Below are 20224 nucleotides of genomic sequence, written 5' to 3' on the forward strand. Positions count from 1 at the left end.
GCTTTTGACGGGCTCAAATCAAGATCAAAAGATCGCAGCCTGCGGCAGCTCCTACAAGGGGGGTGTGGTAGATGTAAAAAAACGGCTGCTGGGGCTCGATGCCATTGGCACCACGTTGCAATGGGCCGAACAGATTCCTGTAGGAGCGAGCTCGCTCGCGATGGTCGTTAACGATAACGCGTGCTTACTGGCTAAACGCGGCGCTCTTGAATCCATCGTCGGATCGCCGCCCGGAGCAAGCTCGCTCCTACAGAGACAGATGACGAAAATATTCCTCCAGAAACTCGACACAAACCCGCAGCTTGGCCGACTGGCTCAGCCGCGTCGGGTATACCGCCCACACGTTGGCGCTCTGGGTGTAATCGTGCAGCACCTGCACCAGTCGCCCCTGCTCCAGCATCGGCTTCACATCCCACATCGAGCGCAACAGGATCCCGCCGCCACTCAAGGCCCACTGCAACACGATCTCACCGTTGTTGGAGGATAACGGCCCGCTGACACGCACCGACTCTTCCTGCCCGTCCTTCGTCAGGTTCCACACGCCGAACGCGTTGTTGCGCTCCTTGAGCACCAGGCAATCGTGGTCTTTGAGGTCAGCCAGCGACTGCGGCACACCGCGCCGTTCCAGGTACTCGGGCGTCGCACACAGCACCCGCTGGTTGCTCACCAGTTTGCGCCCCAGATGCTGGCCCGGCAGGTCATCCCCCACGCGAATCTCCAGGTCGAAGCCCTCGCCAACGATATCGACCACGCGGTCGAACACGTCCAGGCGCAGCTCGAGCTTCGGATAGGTCTGCGACAGCTCGCAGATGGCCGGCGCCACATGGTTGCGGCCAAAACCGAAGCTGCTGCAGATGTGCAAGGAGCCCATGGGCTGCTGCCGCGCCTCGGATATTTCGCCGACGAAATCATCGAGGTCACCCAGCAACTTCTCCGCCCACACCCGCACCCGCTCACCGTCGTCGGTCAGCGCGATGCGTCTTGTCGTGCGGTGCAGCAGGCGGGTCGAGAGCGTGGTTTCCAGCACGGAAATGCGTTTGCTGATGTAGGCCGGCGAATACCCCAGCTCCTCGGCGGCGCTGGCGAAGCCGTTTTTGCGCACGACGGTGAGGAACACCTTGAGGTCTTCAGGCAAGGGAAATTGATCACGATTCGTGTTCATACGCCTCATACTTTTGCTGTTTATCGCGTCATTCGCGAAGGATAGCATCGATCTACCGAGTGGCAATCCATCCCCGGCCAACCGTGGTTTCTGAATCCTCGATAAAAACAACATGAGGAAAGCGCGACATGAACAAGCCCTACGAGCAAACCCTTAACGCCCCCGACGGCGGTTTCGTGCAACGCCTGCGCAGCCTCTGCGCCTACGAAATCGGCGTCATCCCGCTGCCGATCTTTCTCGGCATCGCGGTCATCGTTTATCTCTCGGCCCATCTGGGCTTCCTGCCCAAGAACATGATCGGCGGGCTCGCCGTGATCATGACCATGGGCGTGTTCTTCGGCCAGCTGGGCTCGCGCCTGCCGATTCTCAAGGAAATCGGCGGCGGCGCCATCCTGTGCCTGATGCTGCCATCGATCCTGGTGTTCTACGGCTTCTTCGGGCCGGCGACGATCGACGCCACCAAAATGCTCATGAAGGAAGCCAACTTCCTGTACTTCGTGATCGCCAGCCTGGTGGTCGGCAGCATTCTGGGGATGAGTCGTTTCATCCTGGTCCAGGGCATGCTGCGGATGTTCATCCCCCTGCTCGTCGGTACCCTGGCCGCCGTTGCCAGCGGGTTGCTGGTCGGCAAACTGGTGGGCTACAGCTTTCACCACACGTTCTTTTTCATCATCGTGCCGATCATTGGCGGCGGGATCGGCGAAGGGATCCTGCCCCTGTCGCTGGCCTACTCGTCGATCCTCGGCGGCACCCCGGATATCTACGTGGCGCAACTGGCGCCGGCCGCCGTGGTCGGCAACATCGCAGCGATCATCTGTGCCGGTTTTCTCGCGCGCCTGGCCCTCAAACGCCCGAACATCAATGGTGAAGGTTCGCTGATCCGCGCCAAGGACGAGAACGATAAATTCAAGGTCAAGGAAGACACCGGCTCCCTTGTCGACTTTCGCGTCATGGGTGCCGGGGTGCTGGTGATCTGCGCGTTCTTCGTCCTCGGCGGCCTGCTGGAAAAAGTCGTGGGCATTCCCGGCCCGGTGATGATGATCCTCGCAGCGGTGCTGTTTAAGTACCTTCGGGTGCTGCCGGAGAAACTCGAGAAAGGCGCCAACACCTTTTACAAACTGGTGTCGTCGGCCTTCATCTGGCCGGTGATGATCGGCCTGGGCATGCTCTACGTACCGCTGGACAGCGTGGTGAAAGTGTTCTCGGTCGGCTATGTGCTGGTGTGCGTCTCGGTGGTGGTGTCGATGACCGTGGCCGGCTTTTTCATTGGCAACCTGATGAAGATGTACCCCATCGAATCGGCCATCGTGACCTGCTGTCACAGCGGCCTGGGCGGCACCGGAGACGTGGCGATCCTCTCGGCGTCCAACCGCATGTCGCTGATGCCGTTCGCGCAGATTTCCACGCGCATCGGCGGGGCTTCGACGGTGATTCTGGCGACGATACTGTTGCGCCTGTTTGTCTGAAGTTCTCAACACGCAAACCCTGTGGGAGCGAGCTTGCTCGCGATAGCGTTGTGCCTGATACATAGATGTTGAATGTACGACCGCAATCACGAGCAAGCTCGCTCCCACAGGAGGTGCGGTGTTCAAACTATTAGCTGAACAGAACACCGGCCCCGTGCCGGTGTTTTGCATTGTGAGGCCGTTATCGGCCCAGCCGATTCAAACCTGCGAATTATCGATTTGTGCAGCAGTGCGTGGACCGCGAGCATGGCGTCACTTCCAACAACAAAAACCAAGGACCCGCCATGACCGCCCGATTTCACAACCCAGTGGATACCCGTTTCGGCTGGGGCAGCCTGCAAGAGCTGGCCGCCATCACCGAACACCAGAACGTTGCCGTCGTGACTTTTCCCGAAGCCCGTGACCTGGGGCTGGTGGACCGCCTCCAGGCGTTGCTGGGCGAACGTCTGGTCTACGTGATCGAAGATGTCCAGCCCAATCCCGATGTCGCGCAACTGCGCGCGACCTATGAACGCTTCTGGCAAGAAGCCGGCGATTGCCATGCGGTGATTGCCGTTGGAGGCGGCAGTGCCATCGACACCGCCAAGGCGCTGATTGTCGGCACCGAGTCAGGCCGCTTCGATGAGCTGCTGGCATTGCTGGCAAGCGGCAAACCCTTCGTCCCGGCACGCAGCAAACAGCTGATCGCAGCCCCGACCACGGCAGGCACCGGCAGTGAAGTCACGCCCTGGGCGACGATCTGGGACGCGGCCAACCACAAGAAGTATTCCCTGCACCTGGACTGTACCTGGCCAAAGGTCGCGATCATCGATCCGCAATTGATGCTCACGGTGCCAGCCAGCGTCACCGTTTCCACCGGACTGGATGCACTGTCCCACGCACTGGAATCGATCTGGAACATCAACGCCAATCCGCTTTCCGACACCTTCGCCATCTCTGCCATCGAAGACATCCTCGAATGCCTGCCCTTGCTGCGGCGTGACCTGTCCAGCCAGGAACTGCGTTCACGGATGGCCCTCGCCGCACTCAAGGCGGGCATGGCGTTCTCCAACACCAAGACCGCACTGGCTCACTCCATTTCCTATGAGATGACCCTGCACTACGGCTTGCCCCATGGCATCGCCTGCTCCTTCACCCTGCCACTGGTACTGGGCCTTGCCTGGGGCCACGACGCAACGCGTGACAAGACCCTGCAACGGGTTTTCGGGCCAGACCTGGATAAAGCCCAGGCCCGCTTGCGCGCCTTCCTGCACAGCCTGGATGTGAAAACCGAGTTCGCCGACTACGGCGTAACGGCCGAAGAGGCGCAAGCCATGATCGACTTCGCCCTGCAAGGCGCGCGCGGCAAGAACTTCATCGGCTCACGAGCGGCCTAGGGCTCGACAGCCCCCAAGACACTACACTGCCAGCGGCGTAACGAGCCGCGACGATTTCCTGCCGCACCTGAAAAAGAGTGCACCCTGCGACGCAACTCGCAGGGAACGAACAAGAATAAGGAAAAGATCATGAATCGTGCCCAAACCATGCCAGGTCTCGCCGTACACAGCGCATCGTTTCGCTTCGCCCAGTGGCGCATGCTGCTGGCGGCCATGTTTTGCTATCTGTTTTTCTATACCGGGCGACAAACGTTCGGTTTCGCCATTCCCGGTATCCAGGCCGAGTTCGGCTTTACCAAAGAGCACCTTGGCTGGGCATCGGCCGCCATGCTCTGGGCCTACGCGATTGGCCAGGCCATCAACGGCAACCTCGCCGACAAATTCGGTGGCCGACGCATCATGACCCTGGGCGCGGTACTGTCGTGCGGCGCTAACTGGGTGACGAGCTTCGCCAGTAACTTTGCCGCGTTGATTTTGCCCTGGGGCATCAATGGCTACTTCCAGGCATTGGGCTGGGCACCGGGGAGCCGGCTGATCTCCAACTGGTGGAGCGCCGGTGAACGCGGCAAGGTCTACGGCTTCTACGTGTTCGCGGCCGGCTGCGCTTCCGTTCTTTCCTACGTGACCTCGATCGTCGTGCTGGAAGTGATGCATCTGGAATGGCGCTGGATCTTCCGCCTGCCCGTATTGCTCATGCTGGCAGGCGGCATCATCTTCTACCTGGTGGCCCGCGAGCGCCCGCAAGACCTCGGATTCGAACCGCTGGCCGACACAGGCGTGGCCAACGCCGAGGACAAGAACCATGAGGTGGCGCACGGTGAAACCGAAACATCGGCGCAACGCTACAAAGCGGTACTGAAGAACTTTCGCCTGATCATCGCCGCCGTGTCCCTGGGGTTCCAGAACGCTGCCCGCTACGGTTTGATCGTCTGGGTGCCGGTGCACTTTCTGGGCGCCAACTGGAAAAGCGGCGACAGCATGATCGATCCGAAATGGATCACCGTGGCCCTTCCGGTCGGCATGGCCATCGGCGCGCTGAGCAATGGCTGGATCTCTGACAAGCTGTTCGGCTCCAAGCGCTACCTGGCGATCATGCTCTACATGTTCCTCGGTGCGGCCACCAGCTTGTGGATGTGGACCCTTGCCCCCCACAGCGCGACCGGCCTTGTGGCGTTGTTCCTCTGCGGTTTCTTCGTGTACGGCCCCGCTTCCAGCTTCTGGGCACTGTGCCCGGACCTGGTGGGTGCCAAGCGCGCCGGCACGGCGACCGGCGTGATGAACTTCTCTTCCTATCTGTTCGCCGGCCTGGCGGAACCGCTGATCGGCAGTATGCTCGACAGTACCGGCAACACCTCGCTGATCTTCATCGTGGTCACCAGCGCCTGCCTGTGCAGTGCGATTGTCGCGTTGTTCATCAGGCGTTGATTGGCTCGCACGGCAGGTTGAATCGAAGGCGCGGCTTCTGAACAGGATCGTCTATGTACCAGTACCACAAGTGGCTACGTTCATTTCATGCGGTGGCCAAGACCGGCAGCTTCACCCTCGCCGCCGAGTACCTGAGCGTCGGCCAGCCCACGGTCAGTGAGCAGGTCAATGCCCTGGAGAAGAAGTTTTCCGTGGAGCTGTTCCATCGCCGCGGCCGCTTTATCGAAATGAGTGCCGCCGGGCACCAACTCTATGCGATCACCCAGGGCCTGTTCGGCCAGGAGGATGAAGCCGTGCAACTGCTGCAGAGTTTCAAGCAACGCAAGACCGGCATGCTGCGCCTGGGCGCGGTGTCTCCGCCCATTGCGATGAACCTGACCTACGAACTGATGCAGCGGCACCCGGACATCGAGCTGGAAACCTCGTTTTCTCCGGAAAAAGAGACCCTGGATCGCCTGTTCAACTTCGATATCGATGTGGCGATCCTGGCCCTGTCCGAATTCGACCAGCGTTTTGACACGCAGCTTTACCGGCGCTACCCGATCATTGCGGTGGTGCGCGAGGACCATCCCTGGGCCCGGCAGAAAGAAGTACACGTCGAGCAGATCAGCGAAGAGAAATGGGTGCTGCGGGAAAAAAGCTCCCGCACTCGCCAATTGGTAGAGGAAAGCTGCAAGCGCCTGGGCGTCGCCCTCAATTGCGTCATGCAGTTGAACAGCCGCGAGGCCATCGTCCATGCCATCGCCAAGGGCATCGGTATCGGTTTCGTCTCGGCCGTCGAGTACGCCGAAACGCCCGGCACCAAACCGATCACCTTCGTCAATCACCCGTTTTCCATCGACTACCACCTGTGCTGCCTGGGCATTCGCCGAAACCGGCCGATGATCGCGGAGCTGTTCGACTCGAGCCCAACGCCGGCCACCTGATTTCGACTCACCCTTGAGCAATCCACAGGCCTACTTCCTGGTGACAGGAGGGACGGCCTGCCCACAACAAAAAATGGAGAAACACCATGAACTACCAACAACCGACCCAACTGCAAGCCGTGGTCCTGGACTGGGCCGGCACCGTTGTCGATTTCGGCTCCTTCGCCCCTACACAGATTTTCGTCGAAGCCTTTGCCGAGTTCGGCGTCGCCGTTTCGCTGGAAGAAGCTCGGGGCCCGATGGGCATGGGCAAGTGGGATCACATCCGCACCCTGTGCAATCAGCCGCAGATCGCCGAGCGCTACCGTGCCGTGTTTGACCGCCTGCCGACCGATGACGATGTCACCGCACTGTACGAACGCTTCATGCCGCTGCAGATCGAGAAAATCGCCCTGCACTCGGCCCTGATTCCCGGCGCCCTGAACACCATCGATGCCTTGCGCGACAAGGGCCTGAAAATCGGCTCCTGCTCCGGTTACCCGGCCGTGGTCATGGAAAAAGTGGTCGAACTGGCGCGGCACAATGGCTACGTGGCGGACCATGTGGTGGCCACCGACGAGGTGCCGAACGGCCGCCCCTACCCGGCCCAGGCCCTGGCCAACGTGATTGCCCTGGGGATCAGCGACGTCGCCGCCTGCGTCAAGGTCGACGACACCTGGCCCGGCATTCTCGAAGGCCGTGCCGCCGGGATGTGGACGGTTGCGCTGACCTGTTCCGGCAATGCCCTGGGCTTGACCTACGAGCAATACAAGGACCTGCCTTCCGACAGGCTGGACAGTGAGCGGGCCCGCATCGTCAAGATGTTCGAAGGCTCCCGCCCGCACTACCTGATCGACACCATCGTCGATCTGCCGGCGGTCATCGAAGACATCAATGCCCGACTGGCCCGGGGCGAAACACCGCAAGGATCCTGAACGGATTCAGGCGTCAAGCGGCCGTCCCACGGGCGGCCGCCTCACCTGAAAAAATCACTCGGCGTCTTGCCGAACTGCTTCTTGAACATGGTCGTGAACGCGCTCGGGCTGTCGTATCCCAGCGCCCCGGCGATGTCGATGATCTTCTCCCCGACGGCGATGCGCTCCAGCGCCAGCAGCAGTCGCGCTTGCTGGCGCCATTGGCCGAAGGTCATGCCGGTTTCCTTGCGGAAGCGGCGCTGGATGGTTTTGGCGTCGAGACTCAACCGCGCACTCCAGTCCGACAGCGTCGAGCCATCCCCAGGGTCTTGCTGCAACGCGCGACAGATCTGGTTGATCCGTTGATCGGTGGGCTGCGGCAGGTTCAATGGCAAGGTCGGCAGGATCGTCAGTTCATCCAGGATCAGCCGCAGCACCCGGGCTTCCCGCGAGTCCGGATCGCCATTGAAATCGAAATCCACCGAGACCTTGATCAGCTCACTGAGCAACGCGGACACACTCACCGCGCGGGTTTCGGCGGGCAGGTCCGGGCACGCGCCGGGGTGCACAAACACGCTGCGCATCTTGATCGGCCCGACACAGCGAATCCAGTGCACGACCCCACTCGGCATCCAGATGCCACGGCTCGGCGGCACCGTCCATTGGCTGGTTGCCGCGTGCACCACCATCACGCCTTCGATGGCATAGATCAGTTGATGCTTTTCATGGGAATGCGGCGCGATAAACCAGTTTTCCGGGTAGTCGGTCGCACTGCTGCGAACGCTCCAGCCGCCCTGGTCGATCTCCGCAAGAAATGTCTGCAATGGCTTGATCATGACGCCCTTTTTGAGATGGTCGGTGCCCGAGTTGCGCGAGACGGGCGACCTTGTGGGCCATAGGATAACGCCGAACTCTGAAATTGGCTGCGCCTTGCGTTCGCGGCTCGCGTTTTTTATCCGGAAACCCGCCTATGTCGACCACCACCCTCAGCTCGCCCTCACCCACCGTCTCGGTCGCCAGCCAGGCCAGCCCCCTGGTCATGCGCGTCATCGGCGCCTGTGCGCTGGCGCACCTGATCAACGACCTGATCCAGGCCGTGCTGCCGTCGATCTACCCGATGCTCAAGGCCACTTATGGCCTGAGCTTCACCCAGGTCGGCCTGATCACCCTGACCTTCCAGCTCACCGCCTCACTGCTGCAACCCTGGATCGGCTTCTACACCGACCGTCATCCCAAACCGTGGCTGCTTCCCGCCGGCATGGTCTGCACCCTGATCGGTATCCTGATGCTGTCGATGGTCGGCAGTTTCCCGGCGATTCTCGTGGCCTCGGCACTGGTGGGCGTCGGGTCGTCGACCTTTCACCCGGAAACCTCACGGGTGGCGCGCCTGGCCTCGGGCGGTCGCTACGGCCTGGCGCAATCGACCTTTCAGGTCGGCGGCAACGCCGGCAGCGCCTTCGGCCCCTTGCTGGCCGCCGCGATCATCATTCCCTATGGCCAGGGCAACGTCGCCTGGTTCGGCCTGTTCGCGGTGTTCGCCATCCTCGTGCAATACGGCCTGAGCCGCTGGTATCGCAATCACCTGAACCTGTTCAAGCTCAAGCAAGGCAGCAAGGCCACCCACGGCCTGTCGAAACGGCGGGTGACCTTCGCCCTGGTGGTGTTGGCGCTGTTGGTGTTTTCCAAATACTTCTACATGGCCAGTTTCACCAGTTACTTCACCTTCTACTTGATCGAGAAATTCGACCTGTCGGTGGCCAGTTCGCAGCTGTACCTGTTCCTGTTCCTCGGTGCCGTCGCGGCGGGTACGTTCTTTGGCGGCCCGATCGGCGACCGGATCGGCCGCAAGCGGGTGATCTGGTTCTCGATCCTCGGCGCAGCGCCGTTCACTCTCGTCCTGCCGTACGTCGACCTGTACTGGACGGGCGTGTTGAGCATGATCATCGGCTTCATCCTCGCCTCGGCTTTCTCGGCCATCGTGGTCTTCGCCCAGGAACTGGTGCCCGGCAACGTCGGCATGATCGCCGGGGTGTTCTTCGGCCTGATGTTCGGTTTCGGCGGGATCGGTGCTGCGCTACTGGGGCATCTGGCGGATATCCATGGCATCGAGTACGTGTACACGCTGTGTTCTTTCCTGCCACTGCTGGGAATTCTGACCATACTGTTGCCGTCTACTGGCAAACGCCCCTCGGGAGCGTGAATGGCCATCAGGAGGAAACCCCCATGAAAATCGTAGTCACCAGCGTACTCGTCGATGATCAGGCCAAGGCACTTGCCTTCTACCGGGATGTGCTCGGTTTTGAACTCAAGCACGACATTCCCATGGGCGAACACCGCTGGCTGACGCTGACGTCCCCCGGCGATCCCGATGGCGTCGAGCTGCTGCTGGAGCCCAATGCCCACGGCGCGGCAAAAATCTTCCAGAGCGCGATCAAGCAGGACGGCATTCCCTGCACGTTTTTCGACGTCGACGACGTGCAGGCCGAGTATGCCCGGCTCAGCGCCGCCGGGGTTCAGTTCACCCGCCCACCGACGGTGATGGGGCCGGTCACCCTCGCGGTACTGGACGACACCTGCGGCAATCTCATCCAGATCGTCCAGCACCACTCAACCACTGACGGCAGCTGAGCGCTGGTGGCGGTTCGACCGTGAAAGGCACGCCTGAATCTGGTCAGACAAACCTGACCAGATTGAGTGCCGGCAAAGGTCCGCCAGGAAACTGCACCAGCCGGGCGCCGACGTCGAGCGTCCCCAGGTCGATGCCGAAGAAGCCCAGGCGGTTGATCAAGCCACCGACCGTCTCCCTGGCTTGCGGGTCATCGCCGGAGAAAAACAGCACGCGGCGCCCGCCTTCCCTCCCCGGGTCGGCGCAAATCAGCTGCGGTTGCAGGTGATTGAATGCCTTGACCACCCGGGCACCGGGTACCAGCTCGGAGAACACCGCGCTGGATGTCCGGCCCTGCAAGTCGACGCCCTTGAACAGCGGCGCCTCGATCGGGTTGTTGGCATCGATCACAATCCGCCCGGCGAAGTCCGGCAGCCCTGCCAGTGCTGCCGGCAACTTCGACCAGTTCACCGCGACCAGCACGATCGGCTGTGCGGCGGCCTCCTCCCGGGTGCCCGCCTTGACCAGCGGCCCCAGCTCCCTGACCCGCTCAGCCAGCGACGCCGGGCCACGGCTGTTGGAAAGGATGACACTGATCCCCTTGCTTGCCGCTGCCCGGGCAAAAGCACTGCCGATAGCGCCCGCGCCGATCACACCGATGGTGGTCATGTTGAAAATTCCTCGTTCAATGAAAGAAAGGGATCAGGCCGTGAAACCGCCGTCTGCGACGATGTCGGCGCCGGTGATAAAGGCCGCTTGGGGGCCGGCGAGGAAGGCCACGAGGCTGGCAATTTCGTGGGGCTGGCCGTAGCGGCCAACAGCGATGCCGGGCTTGACGAAATCGCTGACCGCGCCGCCATCCGGGTTCATGTCGGTATCGGTCGGGCCCGGGTGCACGGTGTTGACCGTGATGCCTTTTGGTCCCAGGTCACGCACCAGGCTGCGATTGAAACCGGTGATCGCGCCTTTGGTCAGGGTGTACAGGGACGCGGTGGGGAATGCGGCATAACGGGTCATCGACGAACCGATATGGATGACGCGGCCGCCGTCCTTCATCTGGCGCACGGCTTCCTGGGTGGCCACGAACACGCCAGTGACGTTGACCGCGATCATGCGCTGGTAGGTTTCGAACTCGATGTCTTCGATCGGGCCGCCAAGGGCCAGGCCGGCGTTGTTGACCAGGATATCGATGCGCCCGAAGGTATCGACGGTTTGCGCAACCGCCGCACGCATCGCTTGCGGTTCACCGGCATCCGCCGCAATCGCCATGGCGCGGCCGCCTTCGCTGGCAATGGCCTGCACCACTTCCCGGGCCTTGTCCGGCGAGGCGCTGTAGGTCAGTGCCACCTGCGCACCGTCGGCGGCCAGGCGCCTGGCAATGGCCGCACCTATCGAGCGCGAGCCGCCGGTAACCAGGGCAACTTTTCCGGCAAGCGGGAGGGTTTGGGTCGTCATGATGAATTCACTCTCGGGTTAAGGTGAAATCATCATGGCCGCGTCGATCCTTAATGATTAGAGTGCAATGACTTAAATCATTTTCAAGTATTCGTATCAGGTGAGCGATGGAAACCCTGGCCAATCTGGAGTCTTTTGTCCGTAGCGCGCAGGCCGGCAGCTTTTCAGCCGCTGCCCGTCATCTCGCCCTGACGCCTGCCGCTGTCAGCCGCAATGTGGCGATGCTTGAACGCAACCTTGGCGTCCGCTTGTTCCATCGCTCGACCCGCAAGCTGACATTGACCGAAGCCGGTGAGCACTTCCTGGCGTCCATCGGCGGCAACCTCGACGCCTTGCAACACGCGATCAGTTCAGTGGCGACCGATCAGGGCGAACCTTGCGGGCAACTGAAGGTGAGCATGGCGCCGACCTTTGGCATCAGCCACGTGCTGCCCCTGCTACCGGCGTTTCTGGCCCGTTATCCGTTGATTCGCCCGGAATGGCATTTCGAGAACCGCCAGGTAGACCTGATCGCCGATGGTTATGACGTGGCCATCGGCGCTGGCTTTGAGCTGGCTCAAGGCGTCATTTCACGACCGTTGGCCCCAGCTCATGTCATCGCTGTCGCTTCACCGGATTACCTGCGGGGCCGTCCTGTACCCACGACCCCGGACGCACTCGAAGACCTTGAAGGCATCTTGATGCGATCCCCCCAGACCGGCCGGGTACGGTACTGGAACATGCGCAACAAGGCCGGCGTGGAGGTGCCCGCGCAAGTCAGGGAAAGCATCATCGTCAACGATCCCGTTGCCGTGCGCGAGGCGGTATTGCTGGGGCTGGGCGTAGGGTTTCTCGCCGTGGCGGATGTGCAAGGCTGGATCGAACGCGGCGATCTGCTGCGGCTGGTGCCGGACTGGTATGCCGATGCCGGCACCATTTCCATGTACTTCGCCACTCGCGCCCTCATGCCGGCCAAGACCCGGGCGTTCATCGACTTCATCAGCGAGGCATTTGAACAGCGACAGCTGGCGCGCAGGTTTTCCGGGGGCGAGGGTTGAGCTCAGGGAAAGCCACCTGTGCTCCTGATCATTTCTGCTACCAGCCCTGTAGCACTCGGTAACACCCGGCCCCAATGCGGTGCGTCTTTTAAACGCCTTGCCGTGCGCCACCCCGCTCCACACGGGGCCACCTGCCATGGCGTACTTTGTGCATCCAAAGGCCATCCTCTTCTGCCTGTAGCCGCCATGCGCCCCAAGGAACTGAAACTCTGGACCACCGGAGTCGCCCACCTGCTCGACCTGCCTGCCGGGCATGCGCGGCTGTCGGGGTTGAGTCATTGGCTTCGACAAATCTGCCCGGTCGATCATTTCGTGTTGTTTGTCTACGAAGGCAATCACCGGCCACTGGCGTTGTTCGATACGTTTTCGGCGGACAAGCGCGCGGTGTACGTCGACGACTACCAGTGCGGGCCTTACCTGCTCGACCCCTTCTACCTGGCCTGCACCCGTGGCCAGGCACCGGGACTGTGGCGTCTGCGCCAGTTCGCCCCCGACCATTTCTACCTCGGCGAGTACTTCCTGACCTATTACCAGCAAACCGGACTGGCCGAGGAAGTGGCGTTTTTCGTCGACCTCGGTGGTGGTGCCATGGCGGTGTTGTCGCTGATGCGCTCCAGTGCCAGTTGCGCCTTCAGCCGGGACGAAATGCAACTCGTCGAGTGCGCGCAAGCGGTGGTCGAACAGGTCATCAATGAAGCCTGGCGCTTGCGCCAGGCCCAGCAACCGCGCCCGGCGCAAGACCTGGACTTCAAGATCCGCGAAGCCTTCGACCACTTCGGCGCACACATCCTCACCGGGCGCGAGCAGGAGATTGTCCAGCTGTTGCTGCGCGGCCACTCCAGCGCCTCGGTGGCCGAACAACTCAACATCAGCCCGGGCACGGTGAAGATTCACCGCAAGAACATCTACGCCAAGCTGGGGATTGGCAGCCAGTCGGAGTTGCTGGGGTTGTTCATTCGGGAGCTGACGGAGGATCCGTTGCAGGCGCCCAGCCTCAAGTTGCAGGCTTGATACCTGTTGGTATACGCATATCCCTGTGGGAGCGAGCTTGCTCGCGATTGCGGCCATACATTCAACATCCATGTGTCTGACACACCGCCATCGCGAGCAAGCCCGCTCCCACAGGTCTGTCGGTGATCCGGAGATTGTGGTCAGCGCGAATCTAGCTGATCCTGCTCCCCTGGGCTCAAGCTGCAAGCCTGATACCTGTCGGTAAGCAGAAAACCCTGTGGGAGCGGGCTTGCCCGCGATAGCGGCAGCACATTCAACATTGATGTGTCTGACATACCGCCATCGCGAGCAAGCTCGCTCCCACAGGTCTACTGGTGATCTGAAGATTGTGGTCAGGGCGGATCAAGCTGATCCAGCGCCCGGTTCACCGCCAACTCCCCCAGCATGATCACCTGCGCGATGCCCAACAGCGCATTGCGGCTCGACCCTTCCAGATGATCCACCAGATCGTTGGCCATGACATTGGCCGACGCCAGCGACTCGCAGGCGTGCACCAGCAAGGTTTCGGCATTGAGCTCGGGATTGACGATGAACATCGTGCTGGGTTTGTGAGGGGTGGCCATGATGTGGGGGCCTGGGTTGAGCGCGCGCTCGGCGGCTTCGTGGAGCTTGCTTGAATCGAGGCTTTCGTACGGGGATGCCGGATCGGTGTCCGGCGGGTTGGGTGTGACTTTGAACATGGAATGGACCTCTAGCGCGAATAGTAAGGAGCCATCACCCTCGCTACCAAACGAAGGGTGGCGGCCACACGCGGGTTGGTAGACCGGTCGCACTAGAACCCGGCGCCCGCAAGGGAGCCCCGCGCATGACCACCATATAAAGCACAGTCCAAAAAAATGACTGTATTCAGGTGGCGTAATGCGCCTAGAACGAACTCGGGCTACCAAACCCGATCACTGTTTTTCAGTGACCGGCAAACGATAAGACCCGCGTTCCAGACGCACAAGCCGGCGGATTCTGGCGTACCTGTAGGCAATGACGCAAGCCGTTGTAGCTTGCGGGAAGTAACCCCGGATGTCTTTAAACACGCACCTGCATTTTGTGTAGGAGCGAGCTTGCTCGCGATGGTCGTTAACGAATACGCGGGATGACTGGCTGAACGCAGCGCTCTTGAGTCCATCGCGAGCGAGCTCGCTCCTACAGTAATCTGCTTCTATCCCCGTAGGGATATATACACCGCAAAACCCCCATTGCTAGTTTGGCCCCCGACGCACTGATTCATCACTGCCAGGGAGCCCGCCTCGTGAACAACACCCCGCCAAGCGATATCGAATTCTGCAATGTGGTCAAACGCTATGGCGAGGTGCAGGCCGTCAGCGGTCTGGATTTTGCGGTGCGGCGTGGCTCGTTTCATTCCTTTCTCGGTGGCTCGGGCTGTGGCAAGACCACCACCCTGCGCATGATCGCCGGCTTCGAACAGCCCACCAGTGGCGAGGTTCGTCTGGCCGGCAAAAGCGTGGCCGGGGTGCCGGCGTTCGAGCGGCCGGTGAACATGGTGTTCCAGCATTACGCGTTGTTCCCGCACCTGACCGTGGCGCAGAACATTGCCTACGGCCTGCGCTATCGCACACCGCGCCCGGACAAGAAACAGCAACTGCGCATGGCCGATGAAGCGCTGGAAATGGTCCGTCTGAGCGGCTTTGGCCAGCGCAAGCCGAGCGAGCTTTCCGGCGGCCAGCAACAGCGTGTCGCCCTCGCCCGCGCACTGGTGAACAAGCCGACGGTGTTGCTGCTCGACGAACCACTGGCCGCACTGGACCGCAAGCTGCGCAAGGAGATGCAATCGGAACTGCTGCGTTTGCAGCGCGAGGTCGGCATCACCTTCGTGCTGGTCACCCACGACCAGGAAGAAGCCCTGTCGATAAGCGACAGCATCAGCGTGATGCACAACGGCTCGATCATCCAGACCGCCACCCCGGAACAACTCTACGAAGCCCCGGCCAGCCGCTACGTCGCCGACTTTATCGGCGAGTCCAACCTGTTCGACGGCACCGTGCGCCAGCTCAACGGCAACTCGGTGGTGTTGCGTACCGAGCAGGGTCTGGAACTGACCAGCCCGCTGACGCCTACCGGCAAAGCCCTGAGCGCCAACACCGCCGGCTGCATTGCGGTGCGCCCGGAGCTGATCAGCATCGCCGGCGCCCATGCCGACATGAGCCGCGAAGTGAAGCTGCCGGGCTGCGTCGAAGACCGCATTTACCTGGGTAATTGCACCGAATACCGCGTACGCACCCAGGCCTTTGGCGTGGTCTGTGTACGGGTGCCGCGCCAGCAGGATCACGGCGCCAATGCCTTCGAACACGGCGCAGCGGTTCGCGTCGGCTGGGATCACGCCAATGGCCTGGCCATGGCGTTGTAAATCATCGATTCGTTTCATCAACCGGATGTGGAGCGTGCTATGGACCAGAAGACTTTTATAAAAACCCTGCGCAGCTGGCAGAACGGCTCGATCAGCCGCCGCGAGTTTCTTGGCCGCACCGGCCTCGGCATCGCCGCTGCCGTGGTCGCCACCAACATGCCCGGCCTGCTGACCTCCAGCGCCGAGGCTGCCGAGCAGGCCAAGCTCGGTGATCGCCTGTCGCTGGCAACCTGGCCGAACTACCACAGCCAGGAAAACCTCGACGCCTTCGGCAAGACCACCGGCGCCCGGGTGTCGATGAGCGTGTTCGGTTCCAACGAAGAGATGCTCGCCAAACTGCAGGCCGGCGGCAGTGGCTGGGACGTGCTGGTGCCAACCAACTACACCATCAGCACCTACGTCGGGCTGGGCCTGATCGAACCGCTGGACCTGTCGCGCATTCCCAACTTCGACGCCTCGGCGTTCCAGCAGAAATTCATGGCCCAGGGTACGGTGGACGGCAAGGTCTACGCGGTGCCGAAAAACTGGGGCACCACCGGCATGCTCTACGACACCGGCAAGCTGAAAAACGGCCCGACCAGCTGGAAGGAATTCTGGGTCGCCGCCCAAGGCCCGGCCAGTGGCCGGACGATGGTCCACGACTACCAGTTGACCGCCATCGGCAACGCCCTCAAAAGCTTCGGCTACAGCTTCAACTCCCTGGACCCGAAAGAACTGGCCGACGCGGAAAAGCTGCTGATCGAGGTCAAGCCGCACCTGTTCGCGATCAACTCCGACATTCAGCCGTCGATGCGCAGCGGCGATGCCTGGCTGGCGATGTCGTGGACCGGCGATGCTTCGCAACTGCACCGCGACAACGCGCAAATGCAGTTCGAACTGGGCAAGGAAGGTGGCGAGTTGTGGAGCGACTTCTTCGCGATTCCGAAAAGTTCGGAGCACAAGGACGCCGCCTACGCGTTCATCAACTACCTGCTCGATCCGCAGCACAACAAGCTGGAAGTGCTGAGCCACGGCTACCCGAGTGGCGACAAGCGTGTCGACGCGCTGCTGCCTGTGGCGATGCTCGACGACCCGATCATGTACCCGGCCGCCGAGGCCTTGAGCCCGCTGGAGTTCGGTGCCGCCGCGACGCTGACCAGCCCGGCGCGTGCCGAACTGATGGCGCGTTTCAAGTCCGCCTGATCGCCTGACCATGGCCAATGAGGAGTCACCCATGAATGCCGCCGCCCACCCGCAAACGGTGCAGCCGGGCCATGCCCTGTCGGCCGAGGTTCGCCAACGGCGCAGCCTCGGCCGGCGCATCACCTTGCTGATGCTCTTGCCTTCGACCCTGTGGTTCCTGCTGCTGTTGTTGATGCCGCTGGTGATCATCCTGGTCTTCAGTTTCGGCGAGCGCAGCGCCGTGGGCGGTTACGCCGGTGGCTTCACCCTGGCCAACTACCTGAACCTCGGCTCTCGCGGCGCAGCGTTCAGCAACACGCTGATGCTCGCGCCGCTGGGCACTTTGGTGTGCCTGGTGGCGGCCTATCCGCTGGCGTACTTCCTCGCGGTCAAGGTCAGCCGGAACCGTTCGCTGTTGCTGACCCTGGTGATCGTGCCGTTCTGGACCAGTTTTCTGATCCGCACCTACGCGTGGATTTTCATCCTCAGCGGCAAAGGCATTCCGGCATTGCTGGCCAGCCTGGGGCTTGAGGATGTGCGGCTGATCAACACGCCGTGGGCGGTGCTGATCGGCATCGTCTACGGCTACCTGCCGCTGATGGTGTTCCCGATCTACGTCAGCCTGGAAAAACTCGACAAGCGCCTGCTCGAAGCGTCCGCCGACCTGGGCGCCAGCGCCTTCGAAAGCTTTCGCCGGATCACCCTGCCGCTGTCCGCACCGGGGATCATCACCGGGGTGATGCTGGTGTTCATCCTGCTGATGGGTGAGTTCCTGATCCCTGCCATTCTCGGCGGCGGCAAGGTGTTCTTTGTCGGTAATGCGCTGGTCGACCTGTTCCTGCAGTCGCGCAACTGGCCGTTCGGCAGTGCGCTGGCCATGACGCTGGTGGCGATGATGCTGCTGATCATCGGTGTGTATCTGAAACTGGTGGCACGCTACGGCGGCCGCCCTGCAGACGGAGGTCTGTGACATGTGGCTGCGCAGCTATTCGACATCGCTGTACCTGTTCCTCTACGCGCCGATTGCCTTGATCGTGCTGTTCAGTTTCAACGCCGGGCGCAGTGGCCTGGCCTTCCAGTGCTGCTCGGTGCAATGGTTCGGTACCGCGTTCGGCAACCCGTTCATCATGGAAGCCCTGGGCAATAGCGCACTCATCGCCGCAAGCTCCGCGGTGATCGCCACGCTGTTCGGCACCCTGGCGGTGTTCGGCTTGCAGCGCTGCGGGGCCAAGGTGCGGATGCTGTTCGATGCGCTGACCTACTGCGCGATCATCGTGCCCGGCATCGTCATCGGTATCTCGACGCTGATCGCCTTCATCAGCCTGTTCGACCTGATCAACCCGCTGCTGGCGAGTTGGCTGCCCACTGTGCCGAAGTTGAACATGGGTTTTTTCACCGTGATCGCCGCGCACTCGCTGTTCACCATGGCCCTGGTGATGGTGATCGTGCGCAGCCGTGTCGACTCGCTGGACAAGGCCTTGCTGGAAGCCTCGGCGGACCTGTACGCGCCACCGATGGACACCTTCTGGCGGGTGACCCTGCCGCAGATCAGCCCGGCGATCATGGCCGGGTTCCTGCTGGCCTTCACCTTCAGCTTCGACGATTTCATCATCGCCTTCTTCGTCGCCGGTTCCGAAACGACGTTGCCGATCTACATCTTTTCCTCCATCCGCCGCGGCGTGACGCCGGAGATCAACGCGATTTCCACGGTGATCATCTGCGTGTCGCTGGCCCTGCTGTTCACTTCCCGCCATCTGCAAAACCGCCGCACCGGCGTCCAGGAGTCGCACCATGCGTGATCAGCTCTACATCAACGGTGAATGGGTCAGCCCGGACCTGGGCGGCTATCTGGACGTGATCGATCCGGCCACCGAACAAGTCTTCCACCGCGTGGCGGCGGGCACTGAAGAAGATGTCGACCATGCCGTGCGCGCGGCCCGGCGGGCCTTCGACAATGGCTGGGGTCAGACCAGCGGCGCCGAGCGTGCGCAGTGGCTGGAGGCCTTGGCCGATGAACTGGAGGCCGGCAAACAGGCACTGGCGGAACTGGAAGTACGCGACAACGGCAAACCGCTGCCCGAGGCGCAGTGGGACATCGGCGATGCCATTGCCTGCTTCCGTTATTACGCCGGTCTGGCCCGCGATCTGGACCAGCAACAGGATCAGCCGCTGGTCTTGCCGGACGAGCGTTTCCGTTGCCGCATCCGCCACGAGCCGATTGGCGTGGCCGGGCAGATCATCCCCTGGAACTACCCGCTGCTGATGGCCGCGTGGAAGGTCGCCCCAGCCTTGGCCGCCGGGGCCACAGTGGTGTTGAAACCGTCCGAGCTGACGCCGCTGACCGCGCTGGAACTGGCCGCCGCCGCCGATCGTATCGGCTTGCCGGCCGGAGTGTTGAATCTGGTCACCGGCCTCGGTGCCGACGCCGGCAGCCCGCTCACCGAGCATCCGGGCGTGGACAAACTGGCCTTCACCGGCAGCGTGCCCACCGGGGCGAAAATCATGTCGGCGGCAGCGCGGGACATCAAGAACATCAGCCTGGAGCTGGGTGGCAAGTCGGCCTTTATCGTGTTCGATGACGCCGATGTCGAAGCCGCCGTGGAGTGGATTCTTTTCGGGATCTTCTGGAACCAGGGCCAGGTGTGCAGCGCCACATCACGCCTGCTGGTGCAGGAATCCATCGCCCCGCGTCTGATCGAACGGCTGGTGGAAGAAACTCGCAAGATCAGTATCGGCCCCGGAATGCAGCCAGGAGTTCTGCTGGGTCCGCTGGTCAGCCAGGGCCAGTACGACAAGGTGCTCGGTTTCATCGACCAGGGCCTGGCCAGTGGCGCCCGTTTGCTCACGGGCGGACGGCGCCCGGCGCATCTGGCCGAAGGGTATTTCATTGAGCCAGCGATCTTCGATGAGCCCGGCCACAGCAGCATTCTATGGCGCGAAGAAGTGTTCGGCCCGGTGCTGTGCATCAAGCGCTTCAAGACCGAAGAACAAGCCGTGCAAATGGCCAACGCCAGCCGTTTCGGCCTGGCCGCTGCCGTGATGAGCGCCGACCTGCAGCGCACCGCCCGGGTCGCCAACCAACTGCGCGCCGGGATCGTCTGGGTCAACTGCTCGCAACCGACCTTCGTCGAAGCACCCTGGGGCGGCATGAAACACAGCGGCATCGGCCGGGAACTGGGGCAATGGGGGTTGCATAATTTTTTGGAGGTCAAGCAGGTGACCGAGTACGTCAGTGACCAGCCGTGGGGGTGGTACCTGAAGTAAACAGTCCCCCCCTGTGGGAGCGGGCTTGCTCGCGAAGGGGCCGGCACATCCAAAAAACATGGCGCCTGACACGCCGCTTTCGCG

General features: G+C 62.0%; 19 protein-coding genes. 14 read left to right on the top strand and 5 right to left on the bottom strand.

Going from position 1 to position 20224, the window contains the following annotated elements; genetic code table 11:
- Nucleotides 1–247: 247 nt before the first annotated feature.
- On the bottom strand, nt 248–1162 hold the full coding sequence (locus AC07YV_RS28190) for a LysR substrate-binding domain-containing protein (RefSeq protein ID WP_102702585.1): 915 nt from the start codon (nt 1160–1162) through the stop codon (nt 248–250).
- 128 nt (nt 1163–1290) lie between these two features.
- On the opposite strand from AC07YV_RS28190, the gene AC07YV_RS28195 reads away from it, so the two are divergent.
- The 5 genes from AC07YV_RS28195 (at nt 1291) to phnX (ending at nt 7269) form a co-directional block, all read left to right on the top strand.
- A complete protein-coding gene (locus AC07YV_RS28195; protein ID WP_102702584.1) occupies nt 1291–2628 on the top strand; it encodes a 2-hydroxycarboxylate transporter family protein in 1338 nt (445 codons plus the stop codon).
- Between the two features lie 284 nt (nt 2629–2912).
- Nucleotides 2913–4004 (top strand): iron-containing alcohol dehydrogenase PsrA, encoded by a 1092-nt coding sequence (gene psrA / locus AC07YV_RS28200; protein ID WP_102702583.1) that lies wholly within the window; start codon nt 2913–2915, stop codon nt 4002–4004.
- 129 nt (nt 4005–4133) lie between these two features.
- On the top strand, nt 4134–5429 hold the full coding sequence (locus tag AC07YV_RS28205) for an MFS transporter (protein WP_102702582.1): 1296 nt from the start codon (nt 4134–4136) through the stop codon (nt 5427–5429).
- 53 nt (nt 5430–5482) lie between these two features.
- Complete coding sequence (locus AC07YV_RS28210; RefSeq protein WP_007980564.1) at nt 5483–6355, top strand: LysR substrate-binding domain-containing protein; 873 nt, start codon at nt 5483–5485, stop codon at nt 6353–6355.
- 86 nt (nt 6356–6441) lie between these two features.
- The gene (phnX, locus tag AC07YV_RS28215) at nt 6442–7269 is read left to right on the top strand and encodes a phosphonoacetaldehyde hydrolase (RefSeq protein ID WP_102702581.1); all 828 of its coding nucleotides are present in this window, start codon (nt 6442–6444) and stop codon (nt 7267–7269) included.
- A 41-nt stretch (nt 7270–7310) separates the two neighbouring features.
- Here the strand turns inward: phnX and AC07YV_RS28220 are convergent, their stop codons facing one another.
- Nucleotides 7311–8084, bottom strand: a complete 774-nt coding sequence (locus AC07YV_RS28220; RefSeq protein WP_102702580.1) for an AraC family transcriptional regulator — start codon at nt 8082–8084, stop codon at nt 7311–7313.
- A gap of 134 nt (nt 8085–8218) precedes the next feature.
- Here AC07YV_RS28220 and AC07YV_RS28225 point away from each other — a divergent pair, with 134 nt between their 5' ends.
- Complete coding sequence (locus tag AC07YV_RS28225) at nt 8219–9448, top strand: MFS transporter (RefSeq protein ID WP_102702579.1); 1230 nt, start codon at nt 8219–8221, stop codon at nt 9446–9448.
- A gap of 23 nt (nt 9449–9471) precedes the next feature.
- Entirely contained in the window at nt 9472–9876 is a 405-nt protein-coding gene (locus tag AC07YV_RS28230) for a VOC family protein (protein ID WP_102702578.1), read from the top strand.
- 43 nt (nt 9877–9919) lie between these two features.
- On the opposite strand, the gene AC07YV_RS28235 is transcribed toward AC07YV_RS28230, so the two are convergent.
- Together AC07YV_RS28235 and AC07YV_RS28240 are read right to left on the bottom strand one after the other, a co-directional pair.
- A complete protein-coding gene (locus AC07YV_RS28235) occupies nt 9920–10522 on the bottom strand; it encodes an NADPH-dependent F420 reductase (RefSeq protein WP_102702577.1) in 603 nt (200 codons plus the stop codon).
- A 33-nt stretch (nt 10523–10555) separates the two neighbouring features.
- Nucleotides 10556–11308 (bottom strand): 3-oxoacyl-ACP reductase family protein, encoded by a 753-nt coding sequence (locus AC07YV_RS28240; RefSeq protein ID WP_102702576.1) that lies wholly within the window; start codon nt 11306–11308, stop codon nt 10556–10558.
- Nucleotides 11309–11415: 107 nt separating this feature from the next.
- On the opposite strand from AC07YV_RS28240, the gene AC07YV_RS28245 reads away from it, so the two are divergent.
- Both AC07YV_RS28245 and AC07YV_RS28250 read left to right on the top strand, forming a co-directional pair.
- Nucleotides 11416–12345: a LysR family transcriptional regulator gene (locus AC07YV_RS28245; protein ID WP_102702575.1), complete on the top strand. Its 930-nt coding sequence runs from the start codon at nt 11416–11418 to the stop codon at nt 12343–12345.
- 186 nt (nt 12346–12531) lie between these two features.
- On the top strand, nt 12532–13356 hold the full coding sequence (locus AC07YV_RS28250; RefSeq protein WP_102702574.1) for a response regulator transcription factor: 825 nt from the start codon (nt 12532–12534) through the stop codon (nt 13354–13356).
- Nucleotides 13357–13688: 332 nt separating this feature from the next.
- Here the strand turns inward: AC07YV_RS28250 and AC07YV_RS28255 are convergent, their stop codons facing one another.
- On the bottom strand, nt 13689–14036 hold the full coding sequence (locus AC07YV_RS28255; RefSeq protein ID WP_102702573.1) for a DUF6124 family protein: 348 nt from the start codon (nt 14034–14036) through the stop codon (nt 13689–13691).
- 563 nt (nt 14037–14599) lie between these two features.
- Here AC07YV_RS28255 and AC07YV_RS28260 point away from each other — a divergent pair.
- The 5 genes from AC07YV_RS28260 to AC07YV_RS28280 are packed head-to-tail and all read left to right on the top strand — an operon-like array spanning nt 14600 to nt 20140.
- Entirely contained in the window at nt 14600–15715 is a 1116-nt protein-coding gene (locus tag AC07YV_RS28260) for an ABC transporter ATP-binding protein (RefSeq protein ID WP_102702571.1), read from the top strand.
- A gap of 39 nt (nt 15716–15754) precedes the next feature.
- Nucleotides 15755–16897, top strand: a complete 1143-nt coding sequence (locus tag AC07YV_RS28265; RefSeq protein ID WP_102702570.1) for an ABC transporter substrate-binding protein — start codon at nt 15755–15757, stop codon at nt 16895–16897.
- Between the two features lie 31 nt (nt 16898–16928).
- Nucleotides 16929–17846: an ABC transporter permease gene (locus AC07YV_RS28270; protein ID WP_102702569.1), complete on the top strand. Its 918-nt coding sequence runs from the start codon at nt 16929–16931 to the stop codon at nt 17844–17846.
- Nucleotide 17847: 1 nt separating this feature from the next.
- The gene (locus AC07YV_RS28275; RefSeq protein WP_102702568.1) at nt 17848–18675 is read left to right on the top strand and encodes an ABC transporter permease; all 828 of its coding nucleotides are present in this window, start codon (nt 17848–17850) and stop codon (nt 18673–18675) included.
- The gene (locus AC07YV_RS28280) at nt 18668–20140 is read left to right on the top strand and encodes an aldehyde dehydrogenase family protein (protein WP_102702567.1); all 1473 of its coding nucleotides are present in this window, start codon (nt 18668–18670) and stop codon (nt 20138–20140) included. The genes AC07YV_RS28275 and AC07YV_RS28280 overlap by 8 nt, the downstream gene beginning before the upstream one ends.
- Nucleotides 20141–20224 lie beyond the last annotated feature (84 nt).

The organism is Pseudomonas sp. GW456-E7, from assembly GCF_059424105.1.